General features: G+C 64.1%; 25 protein-coding genes, 4 tRNA genes and 1 pseudogene. 20 read left to right on the forward strand and 10 right to left on the reverse strand.

All coding sequences use genetic code 11. The annotated features are described in order from the left end of the window. Positions 1–84: 84 nt before the first annotated feature. The 5 genes from LWC34_RS08790 to LWC34_RS08810 all read left to right on the forward strand — a co-directional run bounded on the left by LWC34_RS08790 (position 85) and on the right by LWC34_RS08810 (position 2,640). Positions 85–157: transfer RNA gene (locus tag LWC34_RS08790), tRNA-Gly, on the forward strand. An 18-nt stretch (positions 158–175) separates the two neighbouring features. After that, positions 176–248, forward strand: a tRNA-Gln gene (locus LWC34_RS08795). Positions 249–266: 18 nt separating this feature from the next. Then, positions 267–351: transfer RNA gene (locus LWC34_RS08800), tRNA-Leu, on the forward strand. A gap of 11 nt (positions 352–362) precedes the next feature. Continuing rightward, positions 363–449 (forward strand) — tRNA-Ser (locus LWC34_RS08805). 31 nt (positions 450–480) lie between these two features. Next, positions 481–2,640, forward strand: coding sequence for a TerD family protein (locus LWC34_RS08810; RefSeq protein WP_233724504.1), 2,160 nt, complete (start codon positions 481–483; stop codon positions 2,638–2,640). Between the two features lie 53 nt (positions 2,641–2,693). On the opposite strand, the gene LWC34_RS08815 is transcribed toward LWC34_RS08810, so the two are convergent. Further along, the gene (locus LWC34_RS08815) at positions 2,694–3,104 is read right to left on the reverse strand and encodes a hypothetical protein (protein ID WP_233724505.1); all 411 of its coding nucleotides are present in this window, start codon (positions 3,102–3,104) and stop codon (positions 2,694–2,696) included. A 151-nt stretch (positions 3,105–3,255) separates the two neighbouring features. On the opposite strand from LWC34_RS08815, the gene LWC34_RS08820 reads away from it, so the two are divergent. Further along, positions 3,256–3,534, forward strand: a complete 279-nt coding sequence (locus tag LWC34_RS08820; protein WP_233724506.1) for an ATP-binding protein — start codon at positions 3,256–3,258, stop codon at positions 3,532–3,534. Then, positions 3,531–3,824 (forward strand): response regulator transcription factor, encoded by a 294-nt coding sequence (locus tag LWC34_RS08825; protein WP_233724507.1) that lies wholly within the window; start codon positions 3,531–3,533, stop codon positions 3,822–3,824. Before LWC34_RS08820 ends, LWC34_RS08825 begins: the two co-directional genes overlap by 4 nt. Positions 3,825–3,985: 161 nt before the next feature. Here LWC34_RS08825 and LWC34_RS08830 read toward each other — a convergent pair whose 3' ends face one another. The 3 genes from LWC34_RS08830 to LWC34_RS08840 form a co-directional block, all read right to left on the reverse strand. Beyond that, positions 3,986–6,043, reverse strand: coding sequence for a peroxidase family protein (locus LWC34_RS08830; protein ID WP_233724508.1), 2,058 nt, complete (start codon positions 6,041–6,043; stop codon positions 3,986–3,988). Positions 6,044–6,233: 190 nt separating this feature from the next. Beyond that, entirely contained in the window at positions 6,234–6,470 is a 237-nt protein-coding gene (locus tag LWC34_RS08835) for a hypothetical protein (protein ID WP_233724509.1), read from the reverse strand. Positions 6,471–6,604: 134 nt separating this feature from the next. Further along, positions 6,605–7,231, reverse strand: coding sequence for a DUF4360 domain-containing protein (locus tag LWC34_RS08840; RefSeq protein ID WP_233724510.1), 627 nt, complete (start codon positions 7,229–7,231; stop codon positions 6,605–6,607). Positions 7,232–7,859: 628 nt separating this feature from the next. Here LWC34_RS08840 and LWC34_RS08845 point away from each other — a divergent pair. The 4 genes and pseudogenes from LWC34_RS08845 to LWC34_RS08860 all read left to right on the forward strand — a co-directional run bounded on the left by LWC34_RS08845 (position 7,860) and on the right by LWC34_RS08860 (position 10,474). Beyond that, positions 7,860–8,655 (forward strand): annotated as a pseudogene (locus LWC34_RS08845) (lytic polysaccharide monooxygenase). 68 nt (positions 8,656–8,723) lie between these two features. Beyond that, positions 8,724–9,335: a DUF305 domain-containing protein gene (locus tag LWC34_RS08850; RefSeq protein WP_233724511.1), complete on the forward strand. Its 612-nt coding sequence runs from the start codon at positions 8,724–8,726 to the stop codon at positions 9,333–9,335. A gap of 154 nt (positions 9,336–9,489) precedes the next feature. Further along, positions 9,490–9,891: an STAS domain-containing protein gene (locus LWC34_RS08855; protein WP_233724512.1), complete on the forward strand. Its 402-nt coding sequence runs from the start codon at positions 9,490–9,492 to the stop codon at positions 9,889–9,891. A 28-nt stretch (positions 9,892–9,919) separates the two neighbouring features. Beyond that, on the forward strand, positions 9,920–10,474 hold the full coding sequence (locus LWC34_RS08860; protein ID WP_233724513.1) for a TMEM175 family protein: 555 nt from the start codon (positions 9,920–9,922) through the stop codon (positions 10,472–10,474). On the opposite strand, the gene LWC34_RS08865 is transcribed toward LWC34_RS08860, so the two are convergent. From LWC34_RS08865 to LWC34_RS08875, 3 genes are read right to left on the reverse strand one after another with little or no spacing between them, the layout of a single operon-like run. After that, the gene (locus tag LWC34_RS08865) at positions 10,464–10,679 is read right to left on the reverse strand and encodes a putative signal transducing protein (RefSeq protein WP_233724514.1); all 216 of its coding nucleotides are present in this window, start codon (positions 10,677–10,679) and stop codon (positions 10,464–10,466) included. The genes LWC34_RS08860 and LWC34_RS08865 overlap by 11 nt on opposite strands. A 55-nt stretch (positions 10,680–10,734) precedes the next feature. Beyond that, on the reverse strand, positions 10,735–11,523 hold the full coding sequence (locus tag LWC34_RS08870; RefSeq protein ID WP_233724515.1) for an SDR family oxidoreductase: 789 nt from the start codon (positions 11,521–11,523) through the stop codon (positions 10,735–10,737). Continuing rightward, the gene (locus tag LWC34_RS08875) at positions 11,520–12,311 is read right to left on the reverse strand and encodes an NAD(P)H-binding protein (protein ID WP_233724516.1); all 792 of its coding nucleotides are present in this window, start codon (positions 12,309–12,311) and stop codon (positions 11,520–11,522) included. The genes LWC34_RS08870 and LWC34_RS08875 overlap by 4 nt, the downstream gene beginning before the upstream one ends. A 399-nt stretch (positions 12,312–12,710) precedes the next feature. On the opposite strand from LWC34_RS08875, the gene LWC34_RS08880 reads away from it, so the two are divergent. Both LWC34_RS08880 and LWC34_RS08885 read left to right on the forward strand, forming a co-directional pair. After that, on the forward strand, positions 12,711–13,796 hold the full coding sequence (locus LWC34_RS08880) for an HAD-IA family hydrolase (RefSeq protein ID WP_233724517.1): 1,086 nt from the start codon (positions 12,711–12,713) through the stop codon (positions 13,794–13,796). A 10-nt stretch (positions 13,797–13,806) separates the two neighbouring features. Further along, positions 13,807–14,691 (forward strand): hypothetical protein, encoded by an 885-nt coding sequence (locus LWC34_RS08885; RefSeq protein ID WP_233724518.1) that lies wholly within the window; start codon positions 13,807–13,809, stop codon positions 14,689–14,691. A gap of 12 nt (positions 14,692–14,703) precedes the next feature. Here LWC34_RS08885 and LWC34_RS08890 read toward each other — a convergent pair whose 3' ends face one another. Continuing rightward, positions 14,704–15,315, reverse strand: a complete 612-nt coding sequence (locus LWC34_RS08890) for a TetR family transcriptional regulator (protein WP_233724519.1) — start codon at positions 15,313–15,315, stop codon at positions 14,704–14,706. A 70-nt stretch (positions 15,316–15,385) separates the two neighbouring features. Here LWC34_RS08890 and LWC34_RS08895 point away from each other — a divergent pair, with 70 nt between their 5' ends. Genes LWC34_RS08895 through LWC34_RS08915 form a run of 5 tightly spaced genes read left to right on the forward strand, consistent with a single transcriptional unit; the run spans position 15,386 to position 20,378 of the window. Beyond that, positions 15,386–16,540 carry a cytochrome P450 gene (locus LWC34_RS08895; RefSeq protein ID WP_233724520.1) on the forward strand — a complete coding sequence of 385 codons (1,155 nt, stop codon included), beginning with the start codon at positions 15,386–15,388 and terminating at the stop codon, positions 16,538–16,540. Between the two features lie 53 nt (positions 16,541–16,593). Then, entirely contained in the window at positions 16,594–18,093 is a 1,500-nt protein-coding gene (locus LWC34_RS08900; protein ID WP_233724521.1) for an alpha/beta hydrolase, read from the forward strand. Between the two features lie 7 nt (positions 18,094–18,100). Beyond that, positions 18,101–18,952, forward strand: coding sequence for an LLM class flavin-dependent oxidoreductase (locus LWC34_RS08905; protein WP_233724522.1), 852 nt, complete (start codon positions 18,101–18,103; stop codon positions 18,950–18,952). A gap of 35 nt (positions 18,953–18,987) precedes the next feature. Continuing rightward, entirely contained in the window at positions 18,988–19,458 is a 471-nt protein-coding gene (locus LWC34_RS08910; protein ID WP_233724523.1) for a MarR family winged helix-turn-helix transcriptional regulator, read from the forward strand. 44 nt (positions 19,459–19,502) lie between these two features. After that, positions 19,503–20,378: an endonuclease/exonuclease/phosphatase family protein gene (locus LWC34_RS08915; RefSeq protein WP_233724524.1), complete on the forward strand. Its 876-nt coding sequence runs from the start codon at positions 19,503–19,505 to the stop codon at positions 20,376–20,378. A gap of 53 nt (positions 20,379–20,431) precedes the next feature. Here the strand turns inward: LWC34_RS08915 and LWC34_RS08920 are convergent, their stop codons facing one another. Both LWC34_RS08920 and LWC34_RS08925 read right to left on the reverse strand, forming a co-directional pair. Beyond that, a complete protein-coding gene (locus LWC34_RS08920) occupies positions 20,432–21,232 on the reverse strand; it encodes a hypothetical protein (RefSeq protein ID WP_233724525.1) in 801 nt (266 codons plus the stop codon). Positions 21,233–21,340: 108 nt separating this feature from the next. Then, complete coding sequence (locus tag LWC34_RS08925) at positions 21,341–22,234, reverse strand: DUF1996 domain-containing protein (RefSeq protein ID WP_233724526.1); 894 nt, start codon at positions 22,232–22,234, stop codon at positions 21,341–21,343. Between the two features lie 139 nt (positions 22,235–22,373). On the opposite strand from LWC34_RS08925, the gene LWC34_RS08930 reads away from it, so the two are divergent. Both LWC34_RS08930 and LWC34_RS08935 read left to right on the forward strand, forming a co-directional pair. After that, a complete protein-coding gene (locus LWC34_RS08930; protein ID WP_233724527.1) occupies positions 22,374–22,919 on the forward strand; it encodes a sigma-70 family RNA polymerase sigma factor in 546 nt (181 codons plus the stop codon). Next, positions 22,919–23,629 carry an anti-sigma factor family protein gene (locus tag LWC34_RS08935; protein WP_233724528.1) on the forward strand — a complete coding sequence of 237 codons (711 nt, stop codon included), beginning with the start codon at positions 22,919–22,921 and terminating at the stop codon, positions 23,627–23,629. The genes LWC34_RS08930 and LWC34_RS08935 overlap by 1 nt, the downstream gene beginning before the upstream one ends. Positions 23,630–23,709: the final 80 nt, after the last annotated feature.

Below are 23,709 nucleotides of genomic sequence, written 5' to 3' on the forward strand. Positions count from 1 at the left end.
CTCCGCAGTGACATAATCTTTGTCATGTTGCGAGAGCCGCCCATCGGTCAGCCGATAAGGGCGGCTTTTGCTTGTGCGGAACATGCGGTCGTTGCGTAATCGGCTAACGCGCCAGGCTTCCACCCTGGAGACGCGGGTTCAATTCCCGCCGGCCGTTCTATTTCCATTGTTTTATTGCCCGTTGGTCCAGCTGGCATGGACGCCGGACTCTGACTCCGGAGACCGAGGTTCGAACCCTTGACGGGCAGCGTTTCACCAAAAAGAAGGCCCCTGTGGCGGAAGTGGCAGACGCACGCGACTCAAACTCGCGCGCCCGCACCGGGCATGCAGGTTCAAGTCCTGCCAGGGGTACGTTCCACAGTGGAGGGCTGGCCGAGCGGCAAGGCACCTCATTGCTAATGAGAGGTCCGGCTTAACATCCGGCGCGCGTTCGATCCGCGCGCCCTCCGCAGAAGTTCCATTACTACCAGGGGAATCACGATGACCGACACCAAGGTCGTGATCCGCAAGACCTTGCGGGTGCCGCGAAGTGCGGGTGCGCCGGGAGACGGCGCACGTGTCGCGCGGCAGATGGACGCCGCGCTGGCCGGGGTCGTCTTCAAGGCGAGTGGCGATTTGCTTGCGCACGTCTCGCAGCTGGAGCCCGGCGCGGCGATGGACCTCGCGGTCGACGTGATCGGCGCGGTGCGTGAACTCGTCGGCGACAACGTGCCGCACAACTCGTACTTCATCAAGTTCCCGGACGGTGTCCCGGACACCGTCGAGTTCTGGGTGAAGTGCCTGCGCGAGGCGCTCACACCGGCACGCAAGTGGTTCCGGAGCGACCGGGACCTGCTGACCATGGGCTGGATCGACCTGCTCAAGCTGCCACGCTACGGCCGCTACCAGCACACGTACGAGGAGCTTCTCGCCGCGCACGACGAGCTGATCCCATCGGTAAAGGACCGCGTGACTGTCCTGCACCTGGGTGACATGCTCCAGGAAGAGCTCGACCGTCTGTTCGTAGACCTCACGGGCAGCGTGACCCCGCTCGGCGAGGCGGACCTCGTAGCGCTCAAGAGCCTGACGACGGCAGCCACCGTACAGCTGGACGCCATTCCGGTCAGGGAGAACCGGGCGGTCGTCAACGCGGCACGGATGGAAGACGGTCAGCCGTTGGTGTTCGTGGACACGGTCACCGACGTGTTGCGCGTGGCGTGCCAGACGAGCGGCGGCGACGTGACGCTGCAGGAGCGCACCAAGTTCCGCAGTTTTAAACGGCGTGAGCGTCGCGTGTTGCTTGCGGCGTTGGACGCGGTCATCGCTGGCAACAGCGGCAAGCTCGGTGACGTGACCATGTACGCGGGGCCGTGGAAGCGGCTCGGCGAGTACCTGCACCCGCACGAGTACCCGCAGTTCCCTCACGCGCAGGACGTGTTCGCGGTTGCCCGTGGCGAGCGGAAGGTTCGTACGCTCGCGGGTCGCGCTGAGCTGGCGTTCGCGACCGACGGCGTGACGAAGGCCGTGTCCGTCCTGGCCAACGCGCCGGGTCTGCTGGTGCGGTCGCTGGACCGGTTGCTGCGTGAGGCCGAGCCGAACGAGATCGAGGCCGTGGTTGACGCGGCCACGAAGGCGTTCGAGTCGACCTCTGGACGCGTGCTGTGCTCGCTGCGTGAGCACTTGGTCAACCGTAACAAGCCGGACGCTGCGCGCGTGTTCACGACTCGTGCGCGTCGGGCGTGGGTGACCAAGGACAACCGGAAGCCGTTGTCGCGTAACGTGATCGACCGTGCGACCACAGCGCTGGACATCGAGTTGCTCAACCGCATGCCTGCGTACGAGCGGCTTGTGGTGGACCCGGCGGTGCTTGACGTGGCGTTGCCGCTGACTGGTAAGGCCACAGAGGACGGTTTCGCCGTGCTGCCGCGCGGTACCCGGACTCCGGTCGACGGCGAGGTGTTGCGATTCTTCACGTACTGGAAAGAACAGGAGCGCCGGACCGACTACGACTTGTCGGCCCTGTTCCTGGACGAGAACTTCCAGTACGCGGGGCACGTGTCGTGGACGAACTACCGTAACGACGGCGCAGTCTACTCCGGTGACATCACCGAGTCGAAGAACGGCGCCACGGAGTTCATCGACATTCCACTGGACTCTGTGGACTTCGCGTACGTCGTGCCACAGGTGAACATCTACGCGGGGGAGGGGTTCGACGAGGTCGGAGAGTCGATGTTCGGCTGGATGACCCGTGAGCGCGCGCAGAAGGGCGCGCCGTTCGAAGCGCGGACCGTACGGACACGTTCGGACATGCGGGGCTCGGGCCGAGTCGCGTTGCCGATCATGTTCGCCCGCGGTGAGAACGGCACGTGGACCGCGAACTGGATGCACCTCTACCTGACCGGAGGCGTGAACTTCAACATGGTCGAGGGCAACCAGTCCAGCGCGAGCCTGCTCGCGCGCAGCCTGTTCCACCGCGACTACCTGACGATGTCGTACCTGGTCGACATGCTGAAGGCGAAGGCGGGATCGGTGACCGTGTGGGAGCCGGGTCTGCGGCTGACCGAGCCGGTCGTGTTCGTCGGACTCGACCGCCCGGAAGGCCTGCCGGACGGCTCTGAGGTGTTCACAAGGGATCGGCTCAACCAGCTGATCCCCGCGTGAGGTAAACTGAACAAAGCGAGGCCATGGAAGGACTTCCTTCTCACTTCGAATGGTCATAGTCCTCCCACTTTCCTCGCGCCGACATGAGGCGGGGGCCTGCTGGCCCCCGCCTTCTTCCATGTCACGTCCCGGCGCACGCTGATCAGCCTGGCCGCCACAGCCGCGATGACGGCGTAGGCGATCATGACCAAGGCGCCTGCCCACACGGGCAACAGGTCACCAGCCGGGAACGGGCCTGACGAAAGAGCATCTCGCGTCCAGCCGCTGGCGGCCTTCGCGACACCGGTCGGGGTCCAGCGGCCAACATCAGGAACAAACGACACCAGTGCCCACTCGACGTACATCACCCACACGAACGCGACGATGATCGCGGCAACCATGTTGCGTACCAACGCGCCCACAGCCGCACCGAACAAGCACCAGAGCGAAGTGCTCGCAACGGAACCAAGAAGCACCAACGGCACGTCCGAAGTCCACACTGGATAGTCGTGGCCAGCCAACAGGATTGCCGCGACCGGTACGCGCTCGTGGACCAGTTGCAGGACCTGGCAAAGCAGTTCCGGTCGACCACCGGCCGAACCTGCGAGGTCTCGGTATCCGGCGACGCCGGGGCAGTTGGCGCCAGAAGCCTGGCTTGCCGTGGTTCGTACCGCACAAGAAGCATTGACCAACGCGCACAAACACGCCCCCGACGCGCAGGTCATGATGGACCTGCGTTGCGCGCAAGACTGGTGTGAACTGGAAGTCCGTGACACGGGCGGAACCTCAGGCGAGTCCACAGGGAACGGTTACGGGTTGGTGGGAATGCGGGAACGAGCCGAGCTGATCGGCGGAACACTCGACGCGGGACCGGTGGATGAGGGCTTCCGGGTCCGGTTGCGGGTGCCCGCGTGACCCGGGTGATCGTGGTTGACGACCAGACCGTCGTCCGGGAAGGCCTTGTCCTGCTGCTGCGACTGTTGCCGGACATCGAGGTCCTCGGTGCCGCGGCTGGCGGGGAGGAAGCGCTCCGGCTCGTGGCAACCGAACGGCCGGACGTCGTCCTCATGGACCTCGGAATGCCCAAAATGGACGATGTCGAGGCGACCGTGAAGTCCCACATCAACAATCTCTTCGCCAAGACAGGCGTACGTGACCGCGCCCAAGCGGTCACGTACGCATTCAGGAGAGGACTCGTAGGCTAAGTGCCGCGTGACCCCGCTCCCTTGGCTTTGCTGGGGCTCAAATCGTCCCTGGCGGCACCGGCCGGAACGCCGAACGACAACCAGTATTCCGACGTCCCGGCGTCACCACCAGGAACGATTTGATCTCCCAGCAAGGCGACAGGGAGCGCGGCCACACGACACTAAATAGGCTGCCACAGCGCGAGTGTGGTAGGCGGTGCCCAGTCCTCTTGGGACCTGTGTGCCTGGCGGCAGCGGTAGGTCACATCGTCCACAGTGACCGTGTCGCCGATGGCGTACGCGATACCCACGGCCCAATCCGGTGTCGGATCGGTCACGAACACTCTGTCCTGCGTCTCCACTCCGGTGTTGGCGCGGATGATCTGGCCGAGCGTCTGCCGGTAGGTGATGCCGTACCGGCGTTCGATCTCGGCGAGCGCCGGGTCGTTGAGGTAGAAGAACCGGTCACCATCCCGCAGGTTCTCGAACTGCTTGCGCCAGATGGCGTTCTGCAGTTCACCGAACTCGGATCCGGGCACGTGCCGTTCGGCGATCATGCCGGTGAACGCGTCGAGATTGTTCACGTTGCCGCCGTGTGTCGCGCTCAACCGTGCGGCCAGGGTGCTGCGCCGGACACCGGTCACACCGTGGCTGTCGGCCGCTGGGCTGCCCAGCAGGATGTCGCGGCCACGGATGTCCGACAGCCGGGTGAAGTCCATGATGTCCGGGTCGTTGCTCGGATTGGCCGGGTCGATCTCGGGGTCACGCGGGAACTGGCTGGTCGATTCGCCCGTGATCGCGGTGAAGCTGGTCTTCGGCGCGAGGCCGTACGCCCGCCGGAGATCGTTGTAGAGCGGCAGCCCGTGGTCACGGCCGCGGGCGATGTCGATCGCGCCGAGGTCGCTCACGCCACGGAAGCACTTCGGCAATTCCGGTCCGTCAAGGCATTCCGGGTTGCCGGGTACCGGGATCTGGAACAGCACACTGCGCAGCTGGTTGTCGATCTGCTCGTCGTTCTTGTACTGCGACTCGCCGCCGAGGCCCTTGAGCACCGGTCCGATCCCGACCTTGGCAAGCAGGTCCGGGTTGAAGAACGCGGTGTTCAGCGGAACGACCAGTGCTACCTCGTCGCCTTCGTGCTCGACCTCGATACCGGCCGCCTCGAACTCGGCGAGCTGCGCCTCGGTGTACTGATCCGCTGGCGCGCTCGGCTCGAGCTCCCCGTGGATCATGCTGTGCGCGCGGTAACCGACTACCGCGAACTCATTGGACAGTGATGAGTTCACGTTCCGGTTGTAGCCGCTGTATTGCGACAACCGAACACCCATTGCGGGCAGGAACTCGTTGTACGTGATGTACTGCTGCTCGGCGCCGATCACCCGCCGGGCGATCTCGAACTTGTCCTGTTGAGACAGTGTGTTCGGCAGCCGGTTGACGATCCGGTTGTGCTCCAACGCGAACAGGGTGTGTGTCGCGGTAAGGCCCCAGTTCTCGTTCGCTCGCACGTCACCGGCGACCATCGCGCGCCCAGGGTTGGCCCGGAGGTGCCCGGCCGCGTCCATCGGCGGCGCGGTGTTGACGTTGCCGCGTGCGGAACGGCGTGGCAGCAGACCGTTTTCCAGCAGCAGTCTGGCACTGTTGTTGGCCATGTTGCCGTCGACCGGACCTTCACGCAGCCATTCCAGTCGTTGCGGTGTTCCACTATAGACAGAGAACCCGTCGATGTAGCTGGACACCGTGTTGATCTGCTCACGGACCACATTGCCCGTTCCGGTGCCAGGAGCCGCTGGCGTGCGCAGGAAACCAATGGATCCCAGATCGTTGACGAATTGTTCGAGCGGATCGTTGCTGTTGAAACGGATCGGCGCGTTCTCGCCGCCCGCTTCCTGACGCAGCCCGAAAGTATGGTCCATGAACTGTCCCCATGCGAATCCCCATTGGGTGACCCGGCTTTCGGAGAACAGATTCTGGGATACGTCACTGAACACCCGGTTGCTGACGGCCCGTGGTTCCGGCCCGCCGACCGGTCGCCCGATCCCGTCCGCGTAGTTCGCGGGTGCGACCCTGATGTATGGCGTGTTGGTACGGCCCCAGTTCGGGTTGGCCAGGTTGTTGCAGCTGCCATCCAGGGTGCGGATGGTGGTGGTCGAACATTGTTCTTGAGCAGGTGCTACTGTGGCGGACAGGGGGAAGACGACGAGAATCGCTCCGACCAGCGCCACAGGTCGGCTTCTTCGCATCGGGAGACCTTTCACAAGGCGTGCAGGGTGAAGCTGGCCGGGCGGTCAGGCGGCGGGGCCAGTGAAGATCAAGCGTAGTCCCGGCACGGAAACCCGTGATATGACAAGCTGCCCTTAAGACTGATGGTCTTCCCTCACGTGAAAAACCCCTCCCACTGGAAAAGGTGGAAGGGGTCAGGCTTGAGATCCCTCAGCTCATCGCCAGATAGCCGAGGAAGAAGCCGAGCGCGGTGGCCACGACGGCAACCGGAATCGCCCATTTGCCAAGGACTTTGTCACCCATCGCGAAGCCGACGACGGTGAGCACGATCGCCGCGAGGCCGAACACGATGGGCAGGAACAGAATCGCGATGGCGGACAGGACGAACGAAATGATGGAGCACACGCGGGCGCCGGTGACCGGCTGCGGTCTGGCTGTCTGTGACATGGCTACTCCCAGTGTCTGACAACAGAACTGTCTCACTGGAATACCCAAGCCGTTATGGCCCAATCATCATACTGATGGACCGATGGAGCAGGGCCGCCGTGCGAGGGCGGACGGCGGCCCTTGTGGGTGTCCGCTCAGCAGCGCTTCCAGATGAACCGGTAGCGGCTGTTGGGATTGCGGTCGGGGGAATCCATCGAGATCCAGCTCGATGTGACCTGCGGGTTTGACGTTCCCGCGCTCACGCGCAGCGCGGTGTTGATGTTGAGAAGGCGGTGCGCGTCGCATGGCGCGTACACGACCTGTCCAGGATTGGTCGTGTCGGTTGTGGCCCAATCATCACGCAGTGGGCCGTTGAACGCGTGCACGCGCCGGTCGGTGTCCGAGTCGCCTTGGAAGTAGTAGTTCGCGCCCTGCCACGCCTGGGCGCCCGCGGCGAGGCTGATCCGGCCGGTGTAGTCCGCGCGCACGATGCCGAACGTGAATCCGCTCGGCACCCGGACATCCAAGCTGAGCTGGCAATTCTTCCTGAAGTCGGTCGGGTCCGCGCCAACACCGACCCTGGCGACATAACTGCGGTGCGCGATGGTGAACTCGGAATTGTCGTCGGCGACCGTGACCTCGGTCGTTCCGGCCGGGCAGCCGGAGCCGTTGGCGGTCACGACATCCACGGTCACCCGCCCGACCGGGACGTCGTCCGCGGCCGTAACCGTTGGCGCATTGACGGATAACGCCGCAACAAGGGCAAGCAACGTACTGATCATGAGGCACCTTTCAAACACAAACCATTCCGGTAGCGGGCCCTGCACGCAGGGTAGCCCCATCGCCGGACAAGAAAAGCCGACGGATGGAGCAATACTTTGCGCGACGCGATTTCGGACAATTCCTCATGTCGTCGTGATTATGATCCGACGACTCTATGAATCCCATTCTCCGGCACAGTCCATAACAGATTTACCCAGAATTGGCGGCCGTCCACTCCGGAGTCGGATGTGGCCGGGAGTGCACCGGCCGGCGACGTCGAGTCTTGAACTAAGTGTCGCAACCCGTTGGCGGACAGTGGGCCTTGACTGGTGTAAACCATTTCATCAATGTGAACGCCCTGGTCGCGCTCTTGCGGTTGATCTTGATATTCCATCCGCGCATACCTGAACCGAGGTCGTTGACCGCTCGTACTCATCGATAAGGCAAGAACTGCCGAAAGCGAGGTGACCACAGTGGACGGCAGATGTCAGCGCTTGACTTGTGCCGCAACGGTTATGTGGTCTAGACCAATTGCTGATCTTGATTGGTCTGGTGGTTGCGGCCTCCCGGTCGTGACCACTTGGGCAGCACGGCGCGAGCTGTCCGCCGCCAGAATGTTTTTTGCTGCTCTGAGGAGTTCTTTTTCCCATGTCTCTCAAACGCAAATTGTCCGTGGCCGCCGCGGCGGCTGGACTCGCTCCCGCATTGCTCGTTGTGCTGCCATTCGGCCAGGCAAGTGCGCATGGTTATGTCTTCGCCCGGCAGCCGCCAGGCCCAGTGCGCGGCAGGCACGGTGTCCTGCGATGAGATCAAGTTCGAACCGCAGAGCGTGGAAGGCCCCAAGGGGCTGACCAGTTGCAGCGGTGGCGTCGGCCGGTTCGCCGAACTCGACGACAACGGCAAGCCGTGGCGTGCCACGTCGGTCAGCGGCACGGTCGACTTCACGTGGACCTTCACCGCCCGCCACGCCACCAAGAACTACGAGTACTTCCTCAACGGGCGCAAGATCGCCGACATCGACGGCGCGGGCCGTCAGCCCGCACCAACGGTCAAGCACTCGGTCAACCTCGGCGGTGTGTCCGGCAGGCAGACGTTGCTGGCGGTGTGGAACATCGCCGATACGCCGATGGCCTTCTACTCGTGCGTCGACCTTCAGATTGGCGGCGGTGCAACGGCTCCGCCGACCACCCAGCCGACCACGCCGAAGCCACCGACCAGCCAACCCACGACGCCGAAGCCGCCGACCACGCAGCCGACGACCCCGAAGCCGCCGACCAACACCCAGGCACCGCCTGCCAGCGGCGCCGAGTGGAAGCCGAACACCGCTTACCCAGCGGGTGCCGAGGTAACGTTCAAGGGCGCGCGCTACCGCATCATCCAGCGTCACACCTCGCTGACCGGCTGGGAACCGCCTGCCACGCCGGCACTCTGGCAGAAGCTCTGACCCGGTAGCCATTGGCGGACCGCGCTGCAGAGCCCGGCGCGGTCCCCTGATCAGGAGAACCAACTGAAGTGAAGCGCTTCTACCTCGCGATCGCCGCGGCGAGTCTGATGGCCGTCGCCGCATGTACTTCAACGCAGCCGGGTTCCGGGTCCCCGGCCGTACCGCCGACGCAGGCGCCCGTCGACGCCGAGGCGAAGTCGGCACCAGCGGGCAATTTCAACGATGTCGACGTGATGTTCCTGCAGATGATGATCCCGCATCACGCGCAGGGGATGGAAATGGTGCAGCTGGCCGCCAAGAACGCGGCACGGCAGGAGATCAAGGATCTGGTTGCCGCGATCGAGCTGACCCAGGCCGACGAGGCCAAGAACATGACCGCGTGGCTGCGGCAGTGGGGCAAGCCAACCACGGCCGACCCCCATGCGGACGCGCACGTCAACCATGGCGGACTGCCCGCGACCAACCCCGAGGTGATCGCGGATCTCGCCAAGGCTTCCGGTTCCGAGTTCGAAAGCAAATTCCTCAACCTGTTCACCGGGCACCAGGGTGCCGCGGTGGAAATGGCGCAGCGCGAGGTCAAACAAGGCGCGAGCCAGCCGGTGAAGGAACTGGCCGACCGGATCGTGAAGTCCCGCAGCGGGCAGATCCAGCAGATGCTCACCCTGCTCGGACAGCAGTGAGCCCGCCGGGCGGCGGCCATGGTCTGTCCACATGCGACAAACCGGAGGGTGGGCGCCGCCCGGACGTGACGCGGCAGGACGACTGACAGGCCCGTCGGTGAGGGACTACTGTGGAGGTCAACCGAGGCAACACCCCTATGAAGGGACCTCACCGGTGTCGGAGAACGGCCTGCTCAACTGGCACGTCGAGGAAGACTCCGACGTCGTCGTCCTGCACATCGCCGGCGAGATCGACCTGGCGAGCGAGGACGACTTCGCCGAGGCCTTGGCCCACGCGCTGGACATGCCGACGCCCGTCGTGCTCGTGAACCTCGCCGAGGTCACGTTCCTCGGCTCGGCCGCGTTGCACGTTCTGCTGCAAGCCAACGAAGAAGCACACCGCCGCAAACAGGCCCTGCGGATCGCCCACGGCGGATCCTTCGCCCAGCGCGTGCTCACAGTCGCCGGGCTGGACCAGGTGCTCGACATCTACGAGACCAAGCAGTCGGCCATGTCGTGGTTGCCTGAGCCGTCCGACGGCCGTCACGACCTGGGTGTCCGAGATGCCAAGCGGTAGCGTGTGCGATTAGGTTTCCGCGTGACCCGTGATCCTGATCGCCTGGTGCTGTTTACTGACGCTGTTGCCGCTCGTCGACCTCGCCAACGAGCGCGTGGACCATCCAGTCGAGATCGTCACCGGCAACTGGGAGACGATCGGCAGTTTCGCACTGAGTTTCGTCGTCATCGCCCGGCTCTGGCTGACCCATCACCGGATGCTCGCGCACGTGGCGCGTTACACCAACGGCCTGGTGCTGTGGAACATGGCCTGGCTGTTCACGGCCGTGTTGCTGCCGTTCCCGACCGAACTGGTCAGCCAGTACGGCAGCGACACGTTCACCATGGCCTTCTACATGGGCACGGTCCTGGCCAGCAGCATCTGCCTGTCCGCGATGACCGCCGTGATCTACCGTTCCCCGGACATCCAGGACCCGGAGAACCCGCTCGACGTGTGGCACCTGGCCAACGGCGTCACCACAACGGCACTGATCGCTGTCGCACTGGTACTCGCGCTGGTCGTGCCCGGAGTGAACTACTTCGCCCTGTTCTTGCTCGTGCTGACGCCCGTGATCCTGCGAAGCTGGGCACGGGCTAGGACGTGAGCGTGACCCCCGCTTCGGTCAGCAGCCGTTCGGCTTCGTCCCGCTGGTCGTCCTCGACGAGGATTCGTTGCTGGAGCGCGCCGATGGAGCCGTCGATCACACTCATGTGACTGTCGGTGAGGCTGTGGTTGATTCCCGCGTCCTTGAGAACGGAAGCGGCGAACGACATCAGAACGGGATCATTGGAACGAAGCAGCTCGATCATGGCTCCACGATACGGGTGTCGGTGAATCGCGGCCGACCGTGACGAGTTCGCGCCATCACCGGAAATCGGCAGCATGATCCCTGGCCCACTGAGCGAACGTGCGCGGCTTGCGCCCGGTGAGTCGCTCGAAAGTGTCATTAGGCGGTAAGACGTTCGTGCCCGCCTTCAGCTCGACCAGCCACTGCGGATAGTCAGAGGGGACGCACTCCTCGAACCGGATCTCCCGGCCAATGGCAGCGCCGATGGCCCGGACCTGGTCGATCTGGGACACGTTGGCCGGACCAGTGATCGTGTACGCGGCACTGACGTGGTCATCGGTGAGTAGGGCGTCTACGGCAAGCGTGGCGACATCGAGCTCGTGGACCCACGGGTAGCCGGTGTCGGGGTTGGGCTCGCGTACGACGCCCGTCGCGCGGATCTGCTCCGCCCAGTCCAGGGCGTTGGCCGCGAGGAGGCCGGGGCGGATGTGGGTCCACTCGGCACCGGTGGATTCGACCATTGCTTCCACGGATCGGTGCCATTCGCGTTCTTCGTTGAGGTGCTCGGCGAGGGCCGTACCGTCGTCCTCCACCCCGAACCCAGCGGCCGCGGCGGAGTGCACGACGAACCTTCGGACCCCGGCATCATGTGCGGCGCTGACGAACTTGGCGTCCGCGAAGGGAAAGAGGTAGATGCTTGTGATTCCTTTGAGGACATCCGCCCAGGTGTCCGGACGTTCGAAGTCGCCGTAGACGGCGTTCTTGCGTTGTGGGCTGCGCGTCATGACGCGTGGGTTGTGATCGGCCAGAAGCCTTGCCACGCAACGGCCGATGTTGCCCGTCCCGCCGGTGATGAGAATGGTCATCGAAAGTCCCCCACATGATCGGCGGCCCATTGGCAGACGGTCTTGGCCGGGCGTCCGAGGACGTCCTCGACGGTTGGTAGCACGGGTTCTGGGGTTACGGTCGCTTGTTGCCAGATGTCCAGCAGCCAGTCAGCGACGAAGTCAGGAATGCCGGATGTCGTCCGCCATTCGTCGGGCGTGAGTTCGTCGAAGCTGACTTTGAGGCCGACCGCGTGGCCGATGGACTCGGCTTGTTCCTTCTTGGTCAGGGATTCCGGGCCGGTCAGGGCGTATGTCTGTCCATTGTGGCCATTGAAAAGGAGGGAGGTGGCGGCGACGGCGGCGATGTCTTGCTCGTGCACCGGGGTTTGCCGGGCGTTGGCGTAGGGCTCCTTGACGACGCCCTCGGTCTTGATGCCCTCGGCCCAGTCGAGCAGGTTCGCCGCGAACATTCCCGGCCGGATGTGCGTCCACTCGAGCCCGGAGTGTTCTACGGCTTGCTCGGTTGCTTGGTGCGCTTCGTCTTCCACGGCTGAGGTCAAGGTGACTATTCGTTGCACTCCAGCGTTTTTGGCTCGATCTATGGCGGCCTTCGGGTCACCGAGGGACAGTAGGTACATCCGGTCGATGCCTTCGAACATCTCGGACGTAGGGGAGTCGAGGTCGCCACGGACGACTTCGACTGTGGGCGGAAGTGCGGCGGTTTCCGGGTTTCTGGTCAATGCGCGGACAGTGACGCCAGCGGTGAGGAGTTGATCGACGACGTGACGGCCGACCGTGCCCGTGGCGCCGGTGACAAGAATTCTCAACGGGGAATCCTTCGTTTCGTGGGATTGGCCCCGACGCTAGCGAAAAATACGAACAAGGCGCACATAGCTATTTGCTTTAGGAAATCCCTTGCATTTCTGGCTTTTTTACACCTCATGCTATCTGGGTGGTTGAGGAGGGAAAATGACCGGTCGTCTCGGGGTGCGGGGTGGGGAAGCTGCTGTGGTGGGGGAGAAGTGCCTGTTGGGGGGCTGAAGGGAAAAGGGGTGTGGCCGGTTGGCCTGGCTGGTTTCGCAAAGTAGAGATGGCTGCGAGCCTTTATGGGCATATTTCAAGGCAAGTCACAATTTCGGCATGGGATGCCGTGGGGTCCTCACGTGGGCACTTCATTTCTCAACCTAGAATGGAGTCTGTCGTGCCTGAAATGGTTGAGGGGGACCGTGACCACCACCCGAGCGTTGTTGATCGACTTCGACGGCGTGCTGCGCCACCACCATGCCCTAGGTAGCGGGTTGCCTGACGGTGCCCTGCTGGCGACTGCCTTTCGGCCCGAGCTGGTGAACCTTGCCATCACGGGCGAAATCACTCAGAAAGAGTGGGAATCCCGGATCGCTGACGAACTCCAAAAGCGTTACCTGGCAGCGGATGTAGCAAGGGCGATCGACCACTTCAGGGACATCGGGTACATCGACGAAGAGGTCATGGCGATCGTCGACGCGGCCCGTCCACACGCAACGGTCTGTCTGGTCAGCAACGCGACCGACCGTCTGCACAGAGACCTTGTCGCGCTTGGCAGCACCGACCGTTTCGATCACGTCGTCGCATCGGCCGACATCGGTATCGCCAAACCAGACGAGCGCATCTTCGCGGCAGCCGCGAGGCTTGCGGGCATCCCCGCTGAGCGGTGCCTGATGGTTGATGACACGCCCGCGAACACCGAAGCCGCACAAAGTCTCGGCATGAGCGGTCACGTTTTCAGGACCGCATCGGAACTCAAAGAAGTCCTCGATGACTGGCTTGCCCGTGACCTGATGGACCGGACAATGCCGGAGGTCCGTGACCGCGAAGCCGTCCGTGTCCTGTGCCTCGACCAGCAAGACCGCTTGCTGTTGCTGCATTGGCGGGATCCGGTCAGCGGCGCCTACCTGTGGGAGCCCACTGGCGGTGGCGTCGAGCCGGGGGAGAGCTATATCGCGGCCGCCCATCGTGAAGTCCTTGAGGAGACGGGGTTTCTCAACGTCCACATCAGCCCGGACAGCATTCCTGTACGTCGAGACCAGCCGTGGCGGGGGCGACGGTTTCGCAACGTCGAGCAGTTCTTCGTCGCACGCATTCCCGACGATCAAGCCATCACCACGCCTGAGCTGACCGACACCGAGGTTGAAACCCTCGTCGGCAGCAGGTGGTGGACGTGGCCAGAGTTGCTCAGGACAACCGAGCGGATCGAGCCCGTCGACATCGTGCACGTGTTACGTACGTTGGCGCCGGGTGGTCCGTGGTCCGATCCGTTCAAGACAGGCATGTGATGGTGGGAGCATGACTGCAGATATCGCCAAGGCCACTTCATTCATGGCCACTCATGCCCGCGTTCTGGATCGTCGCCGGTTCGAACTGCTCATGGGCACGGCGGAGGCAAGCGCTGTGCTCGCGGCAGTCGATGGGTACCGCAATCCCGATGGTGGGTATGGCTGGGGTTTGGAGCCGGATCTTCGTGCTCCGGAAAGCCAGCCGGGTGGTGCCTTGCATGCTTTCGAGGTTTTCGCCGAGGCCAAGATGCGGACTCCGCGTGCTGCCGAGTTGTGCGACTGGCTTGAGTCGGTTTCCTTGCCGGATGGCGGAGTTCCGTTCGCGCTGCCCGTCGCTGATCCCGCTGGGTGTGCGCCCTTCTGGTTGCAAGCTGATCCCAAGCAGGCCGCGTTGCAGAGCACTGCGTTTGTCACGGCCGTTGCCTTGCGGGTAGCCGAGTTCGACCCGGCCGTCGCTGAGCATTCTTGGCTCCGCAAGGCTGTCGAGTACTGCTTCCGGACGATCGATGCGATCACCGATCAGCCCTTCGCTATCGAGATGTGCTTCGCCGTTCACATGCTCGACGCTGCCCACGAGCGGTATCCGGAGGCGCAGGGTTTGCTGGACAAGCTTGGGCAGTTCATTCCGGCGGACGGGCTTGTCCCAGTTGCCGGAGGCAAGGAAGGGGAGACCCTGCGGCCGCTGGACTTCTCGCCGTTGCCGGACTGCCCGTCACGGCGGCTCTACAAGCCTGAGGTGATCACCGAGGAGTTGCGGCTGCTGGCGGACCAGCAGAAGGACGACGGCGGCTGGACCGTGGACTTCCACAGCTATTCGCCCGCGGCCGAGATGGAGTGGCGGGGATACAAAACGGTGTCGGCGGTGACGGTTCTGCGGGGCAACTCGCTAGTGTGATAGCGGCGCCAACTAGCCATTTTCCAGGCCGTACAACGCGATGTTGATCGCGCGTCGCATCGCTTCCCACATCTTCTCGTCCCCCTCGCCACGTGCCAGAACCTCCAGTGACGCGGCCTGAGCCGCCCCAGCCACCGCGCCAACGATGGCCGCGGCACTGACCGGATCCAGTTTGTCTGGATATGCCGCGAGCAGTGCCGTGGCTACCTCACGCTGGACCTGGTGCGCTCGTTGTAGCGCCTTGGCCTGCAGTGCGGGCACCGACATGACCAACTCCCGGTACGCCCCCACCTTGTCCGGGTCGTCCAGCCCGGGCCCGTCGGCCAGATAGGTTCCGATCGAGGCTTCGTATGCCCTGGCCAACAGGTCAGGGATGCTCTCGTCCTTGTGGCGCTCGGCGATCACCTTGACCGGGATCTCGCTGCCGTAGTGGCCTTTGTCCGAGAGCAAGACGTCCTCTTTGGACGGGAAGTAGTTGAAGAAGGTCTTCGTCGCCACGTCCGCGGCCGCGGCGATCTGAGCGACGGTTGTCTGCTCGTACCCCTGCGAGATGAACAGCTCCAGGGCGACCTCCGAGATCAGCCGTCTGGTCTGCTGCTTCTTACGCTCCCGCCGAGAATCCATGCGCGAACCTTACATCAACAATATTCTTACTCACATTGCAAACTTGCACTCGATGTAGTTTCATGGCCGCATGGATCCCATCACGTACCCACTCACCAGTGACGGTCCGTTCAGTCCGGCCAAGGAGGCCCGGATCCCGGTGTCCCGCCTGCGTTATCTGGACGGTGACCTCGGCTGGCTGGTCAGCAAACGGTCGATGATCCGCGAAATCCTCGCCGATCCGCGGTTCAGCGCGCGCCAGGAACTCCGCAGCACCTTCTTCGCCAGTGCCGCCGACACCCCACCGGCACCGCCAGGCATGTTCATCGGGATGGACCCGCCCGGCCACACCCGCTACCGCAGGCACCTCACCGGGCAGTTCACCGTGCGCCGAATGCGGCTGCTGACCGAGCACATCGAGCAGGTCACGGCCGACTACCTCGATCGGATGGCCGAACTCGGCCCACCGGCTGACCTGGTGAAGGCGTTCTCCGCGCCCATCCCGGCCCAGGTGATCTGCGAACTGCTCGGCGCGCCACTGGACTACCGCGAGCGGTTCATGGCCGAAATGATGACGATGTCCAGGACGGACGTGTCCAAGGACGAACGCACCGCGGCATTGACGTCCGTGTTGACCTATCTCGCGGCGCTGGTCAAACAGAAGCGGAAGTCGCCGTCCGACGATCTGCTCAGCGGCCTCATCCAGGACAGCGACCTGACCGACGAAGAAGTCACCAACGTCGCCTTGCTGTTGCTCGGTGGCGGCCTCGACACCACAGCGAACGTGTTGGCGCTCGGCACCTTCGCCTTGCTGCTCGACAAAGCACAGATCCCAGCCCTGACCGACCCCGCGAACACGGAGAACGCCGTCGAGGAGCTTTTGCGTTACCTGCCGGTGGTTCCGGGGACCGCGCGTACGGCCCTTGAGGACGTCGAGGTTGACGGTGTGCAGATCAAGGCAGGGGAGACGGTCATGCTCTCCTTGCCTGGAGCCAACCGGGACACCGAGAAGTTCGCCGATCCGGACACTTTGGACCTACACAGGGACACGCACGGCCATGTCGCTTTTGGACATGGCGTGCACCAGTGCCTTGGGCAGCAACTCGCGCGCGTGGAGATGAGGGTCGCGTTTCCCGCGTTGTTCCGGCGTTTCCCTGATCTGACGCTGGCCGTGTCGCCGGAAGAAGTGCCGTTGCGCGACGACATGGTCATCTTCGGCGTCCACTCCCTGCCAGTCACCTGGTAAGTCGGTCGAAAGTAGGACGCGCGAAAGGTAGCACCCACGCCACCCTTGATCGCATGATGCTCCAGCTCCTGACGATCGCCGTCCTTGCCGCAGGCACAGTCGTGCCCGCTGAGAACAACCTGGTGGCGCAAGCGGATGCGGCGCCTACGCCGAAACTGGACTGGGCGCCGTGCACCGAAGAAGGCCTCAGGCAGTACGAATGCGCGATCGCTGACGTTCCCCTCGACTACACCAAGCCGCACGGCGCCAAACTGGGGGTCGCCGTGCTGCGTCAACGCGCCACCGGTGACCGGATCGGCACGTTGTTCACGGCGGTGGGCGGTCCAGGTGGGTCGGGCATCGACGCGGCAAAGGATGGCCTCGCGTCGCCGGAAATCAGCAAGCGGTTCGATGTCGTCACGTTCGACCAGCGCGGTGTCGTGCGCAGCCGTCAAGTGAAGTGCTTCGCTTCTCCCGAGGAACAAGCGCATTTCTGGGACACGGTCCCGATGCCTCCGGCGACGAAGGCCGAGGAGAAGCGGACCACGAAGGGAACCAAGGCATTCACTGAAGGATGCGCACGGCACAACCCTGACCTCGTCAACAATCTGACCACTGTGGACGTCGCAAGGGATCTGGATCTGTTGCGGCGCGCGGTCGGTGACGCGAAACTGACCTACACGGGCGGGTCGTACGCCAGCTACATCGGCGAGGTCTACGGCGCGCTCTTCGGCGACCGGGTGCGTGCCTTGCAGCTCAACGCGATGATGGATCCGGTGAGCTACTCGACATCGACCCTCAGCGCATTGTCGGAAAGAGCTCAGGGCACAGCTGGCGTGTGGGCTGAGTTCGCCAGGCTCTGCACCCAGGCGGGAAAGCCCGCTTGCGCGTTCGCGGGACCGGATGTCCACGGCCGCAACGCTTCTTTGCTCACAAAGCTGAAGAACGGCCCGATGACGGTCGGGCGCGGCGAGGCGGCCGTGCAGGTCCGGTACCAGGACCTTGTTCCCGCGCAGGTACAGATGCTCTACGACACGCAGGGATGGCCAGTGTTGGCGGCGATCCTCGACGCCATCGAACGCGGCCCGGACGGCGATCCGGAGATCGCCGGTGCCATCCTTGGCGGTGCGGGATTCCGGTTCGACTTCCTGTCCTCGTTCATCGCCATCTCGTGTGCCGACATCGATGTGCCGAAAACACCGGAACTCTGGCCACTGCTCGCGAAGGCGTTCGACGCGGGCATCCCGAACTACGGACGGCATTGGTTGTACATGACGCAGCCGTGTGCCACATGGGCCAAGGTAAAGCAGCGATACACCGGGCCTTGGCGGTTGACGTCGGACGTCCCGGCTTTGCTCATCAACAACCGCTTTGATCCGGTGACTCCATTGAGCATGGCAGTCAAGGCGCAGCGGGAAATGGGCAACGCTCGGCTGCTTGTGGTCGAGGGTCACGGTCACGCGATCGTGAACGCGTGCACCGACAAGGTCCGCGCCGAATACCTGATCGACCTGAAACTTCCGGCCGACGGCAGTTCCTGTGCACCCGACCGCCGGCCGTTCGATGGTGTATGAAGATCGTGTGACAACTCTTGGTGCGGTCTTCCGTCCCCAGCTTCCGCCTGAGCGGCTGCGTAGTGTCGTCGAATCGGCCGAGCAGGCCGGGCTCGAGCAGTTGTGGGTGTGGGAGGACTGTTTCTTCGAGAGTGGCATCGCGGCCGCGTCCGCCGCGCTTGCCTGGACTGAGCGGTTGAAGGTCGGCGTCGGCCTGCTTCCGGTGCCGCTCAGAAATGTCGCACTGACCACAATGGAGGCTGCGACCCTCTACCGGATGTTCCCCGGCCGCGCGCTGATCGGTCTTGGCCACGGCGTGCAGGACTGGATGGGACAGGTCGGTGCGCGGGTCGAGTCGCCGATGACCTTGTTGCGGGAGTACGCCGTCGCGATGCGGGCATTGCTCGCGGGGCAGCGGGTGACGACTGAGGGACGCTACGTGAAACTCCGGGATGTGGCGTTGGATTGGCCGCCGCTGAGCGTGCCGCCGCTCTTCGCCGGGGCGACCGGGCCCAAGTCGATCCGACTGTGTGGCGAGATCGCGGACGGGACGATCCTCACGTGCGCCACAACACCGGACTCGCTGCGTAAATCCCGCGAGTTGATCGACGAAGGCCGGGCCGCCGCAGGCAAGTCCGATCCGCACGAGGTGGTCGTGTACCTCCTGGCAGCCACGGGACAAGACGCGGCCGAGCGGATCGCGGCCGACAGCGAAGGAGCCGAGGCTGGCGTCGCGGGCAACGCCGAAGACATCGCCGCGGCTGTCCTGAGGTTGGCGGAGGCGGGCGCGGGCACCGTCGTGCTGCAACCGACGGCCGACGAACCCGACCCCGAAGGCTTTGTTCGTTTTGCGGCGAACCAGGTCAGGCCGCTAATATAAGCGGTCGCTTACCAAAAGCCGCTATACTCACGGTTATGAGCGATCAGCCGTTGTCCGCGCGTGAAGAGGCCCTATGGCGGGCGCTGACGCGGGTGATGGTCTCGCTCCCACGAGGCCTCGACGATGATCTGCTCCGCAACACCGGATTGTCGTTGACCGACTACTCCGTGCTCATGCATCTGTCCGAGGCGGAGAACAGGCAGTTGCGGATGGCAGACCTGGCGACGGCGACCGCGTTGTCCGCGAGCCGGATCACCAGGGTGGTCGACAACCTGCAAGCACGTGGTCTTGTGGACAAGCAACGCACGTGTACGGACGGCCGGGGGTACAACGCCGTCCTGACCCCTGCCGGGATGACCCGGCTGGAGTCCGCCTATCCAACCCATCTGGCGAGTGTCCGCCGCCGCGTGATCGACCTGATGGACCCAGACCTGGTTGGCCCGGTCGGAAAACAGCTTGCCGCCGTGGCTGAACAGCTGTACACGGAATGTAAACGGCAGGGCTGACACGTGGGGGCGGTGGGGGAGTGTCAAGGAGAGTCGGCAAGAGTGTGCTCAGTTTGGCGGCGACGCTTGGGGTCAGTTTCGCGTTGCTGATGGGGACGGCCGACGCCGACCCGTCACCGATCATCGGCCCCGCGCAAGCCGATGGGCTGCACATCATGTCGTACAACCTGAGGTTCGCGTCGGACAAGAAACCGAACTCGTGGGACCAGCGCCGCCCGGTGATGGCCGAGATGCTCAACGGGGAACTGCCGACGATCATCGGCACCCAGGAAGGCATGTACGCGCAACTGCAGGACATCGACCGCGATCTGCCGTCGCACTACGAATGGATCGGAGTCGGCAGGCAGGGTGGCACGCGCGACGAGTTCTCCGCGATCTTCTACGACTCCCAGCGGTTGAATGCGTTCCAATCCCAGCACTACTGGCTGTCGGACACGCCGGAAGTGGTCGGTTCGAAGTCGTGGGGCAACACCGTGCCGCGGATGGTCACGTGGGCACGGTTCCTCGACCTGCGTACTGGCAAGGAATTCGTCACGGTCAACACCCACTTCGACAACCATTCCGAGGAAGCGAGCATTCGTAGCGCGTACCTGGTGCGTGAACGGCTGAAGCAGTTCGCGCCCGGGCTGCCGGTCCTGCTGATCGGCGACTTCAACGACCCGGCGCTGAAGTCACGCAGCTACCAGATATTGGTGACCGAAGGCGGGTTCGCGGACTCGTGGGTCGCGGCCAAGCAACGCCTGTCCCCGCTGTATTCCACGTATCACGGATATCGCGGGGTCCGGCCCGGTGGCAACAGGATCGACTGGATCCTGACCAAGGGCGCGAGCACGACCTACGCGGCGATCAACACATTCGCCTCCGCTGGCCAGATCCCGTCCGACCACTTCCCGATCCACGCCCTCGTCACCTTGCCCTGAACCCCTCGTGAGTGGTTATCCGGGTTAGAACACGTCTAACCACTCACGAGCTTTTAGTCCAGGGACACCGAGGCGACGAGGTTGTCAAAGCGCGCCTTGGTCAGGTCGGGGACCTTTCCCCTGACCGCGAGCGACCTGCCAGTGCAGCCCTTTTCCGACCAGAGCGTGACCCAGCCTGAGGCCGAGACTGACGAGGTGACCTTTGGCCGGTCCAGGTTCTGGCATCCTTGGCCGCCCACGTCCTGCGAACCCTCGCTGAAGTTCGCGGCATCGAACAAAGTCGCGCCTGCGGGGGCACCGGCCTTCTTGCCGGTCGGTGTGACGCCGAACCACGTCTTGCCAACGCCTTGTCCCTTGGTGTCCCCAGGCTTCTTGTCGTCGATGTGCCGGTAAACCGGCCAGCCACCCACGGTCACCTGCAGGAATCCGTCGGCCCGCCGGACCACCCCGACATCGGACTTGTCCACGCCCGTCAGGAAAATCCGGCCATTGTGTGCGACGAGCACCGGTGGCCACGACGTCACGCAGTCACCATCGCAGTTGGATTGCGGCGGGTCAGCGGTGTCTTTGTCGAAGCGGTACAGCGTCATTCCCTTGACGTCGACCAGCACCGAGTTCAGAGCGCCTACCTTGCCCGCCTGCAACTGTGCCCAGCCGGTGGAATCCGGTGGCACGTTGTACATCTCGGCCGTGCCGAACAACTTCAGTGGCCCGGCCTGCGGTAGCCCGGCAGCGTTGTTCTGCGGTTCGACGGCCAAGTCGGTCGCGTCCCGTTGGTCAGGTTCTTGTCCGGTACATGCCGTGAGGCCAACCGCCACCAGGGCGGCGACGAGGACGGAAGGCTTGCGCGCCATGGGAATCACTCCAGTGCGAGCCTGGGGCAGGCGGTCGGTCGCCTGCCCGTTTCGCCCTGACACGCAAATGCCTCGAACCAGGTTCAAAAGAATCTTGAAGCAGAAGTTTCAGCAGGTCCTGCGGCTGTTCACGCACTCGACCATTCGGCTCATCACCGGCTGCGGCAGCACATTGATGAACATCGCGTGGTCGGTGAGGGGCTTACGACCCTCTTCCGGGAACGAGTCGATCGCGTACCGTGCGCCACGCGGGATCGAGTACGAAACCTCGATGTGCAGCTGTGGCACGGGAAAAGTACCCACACGGCACGCGTCGCCGGTCGGGAACGTGAGGTGGCTGCGATGCAGTTCGCTGTCGGTCTGCAGGCCGTCCCAGCAACTCGGGAAGTCGAAGATCCGAACCACCTGCTGCCCGTCGGCGCAGCGTGGATACAGATTGGTGACCCGGGTCCGTTCGCCCGAGCACGTCCATTGGACGCGCTCGGCGTGCTCGCCCTTCTGGGACACCGCAACCGGATTCCCGGTGATCGCCCGGAGAAACCGTGGCATGGCAACGACGTTGCTGGCCGCGTTGCCGCGGTATTGGATCAGCACGGAATCCGGCCGCAGGATCCGGCCGTGATTGCCGTGTATTCCGCCGCCAGGGGCGTGCGCGTCGGCGCCTTGTTCGTCCACCAGTCGCAGGACGGGCCAGTAATAAGTGGATTTGTCGTCGAACTGGCAAGTTGTCGCCGACGCGGCAAGCGTGTCGTTGGTCGAGAACGCGTTCGTGGACACATTTCCCACGTAGTCGTGCACGTGGTGGGCCCCGGCCGGCAGCTGCGGCTGTGCGACCACGTTGTCCGCGTTGCGGTGCTGGTTTTCGTTGGTACCGCAGTCAATCTGCCACGTGCCGACGGCTGGTTGACGCTGTCGCACGGACACCTGGGCGATGTCGATGTAGTCCGAATTGCCTGACTCACTACTGCAAGCGGACGTGACCGCGGCCAACGTGCACAGCATGGTTATAAACGTGATCCGTAACGGCACGTCTGATAATCCCACAACGGGCAGATGTGACCGGCGTCACATAAATTCTGGTGAGCCGTTTCGACCCGAAACGCGTGTTGGTCGAGAACTTAGGCCGTGGAGGTGTGAACGGATGGGCGGGTTGAGAACTCGTCACCGCCAAGTCGCCGATGAGGCGCTGGTCCGGACATTGTTCGAGGAACATGGCCGGGCCATGCTCGCCTATGCGACCCGGCTGACCAATGACCGGGCCACGGCCGAGGACGTCGTGCAAGAGGCGCTGATCCGGGCGTGGAAACACCCCGACGCGCTGGTCAACGGCAAAGGGTCGGTGCGTGGCTGGCTGCTGACCGTGGTGCGCAACCTCGTCTTGGACGGGGTACGCGCCAAGAACGCTCGCCCCAAGGAGGTCGCCGAGTCGCCGACCACCGGACCGGTCGAGAAGGACCATGCCGACAAGGTGGTCAACCAGATGGTCGTGCTGGACGCACTCGAACAGCTGCCGGACGTGCACCGGTCGGTGCTCGTCGAGATCTACGTCCGCGGTCAGAGCGTCACCGAGACCGCGGAAACGCTAGGTATCCCACCGGGAACGGTGAAGTCACGCTCGCACTACGCGCTACGGGCGTTACGTGACTTGTTCACCGCACGGGGCACCGGCATGGAAGGAGCGGCCTGATGAGTGCGTCCGAACAGCAGCACGCCGAGATCGACGCCTACGTGGCCGGCGAACTGACGCCGGAGCAGGCCGCCGACGTGGAACAGCACATCGCCGGATGCGAGGAGTGCGGAAGGGAGGTGGACACATTGCGGGAGTTGCAGGAGATCTTGGGCGAAGTGCCGCCAGAGGCACTGCTCGAGGGGTACCCGGAGGACGCGGACCTGGTCTTGCAGCGGACGCTGCGCCGGATGCGGACCGAGTCGACGACCGCCCAGCGCCGCACCCGCTTACTGACGGTCGCGGCCGCGGTCGTGGCTGCCGCCGTGCTTGTCACTGGAGGCGTTTTCGTCGGTCAGTCCACTTCGTCCACCGAGCAGTCAGCGGACCCGACGACCGCACAGCCGACAGCGACCCAGCCGCCAGGTGTGCGGTTCGCCAGTGCCACCGACAGCGTGACCGGTGCACGGATCACCGCACGGATCACGCCAGCCATGCACTGGCTGCGGATCAACGCGGCGGTCAGCGGGATCCCAGCAGGTGAGCCGTGCCGCCTGATCATCGTCAGCAAGAACGGCACCCGCGAGTCCGCGGGCAGCTGGGTCGTGCCGCCGACGGAGAAAGCTGACGGCACCACCTTGGACGGTTCGGCGCTGATCCCAGCCGAGGACGTCGCATCGGTGATCGTCGAGACCACGACCGGAAAGCAGTACGTCAGCGTGAACGTCTGACTCGCGGTCCGCCGTCCCGAGTCGGGGCGGGACGGCGGACAGTGTTTCGTTCGCATCCGGTCGAGTGGATGGTCTGCCGT

Source organism: Kibdelosporangium philippinense (assembly GCF_021390435.2).
GTDB classification, from domain to species: Bacteria; Actinomycetota; Actinomycetes; order Mycobacteriales; family Pseudonocardiaceae; genus Kibdelosporangium; species Kibdelosporangium philippinense.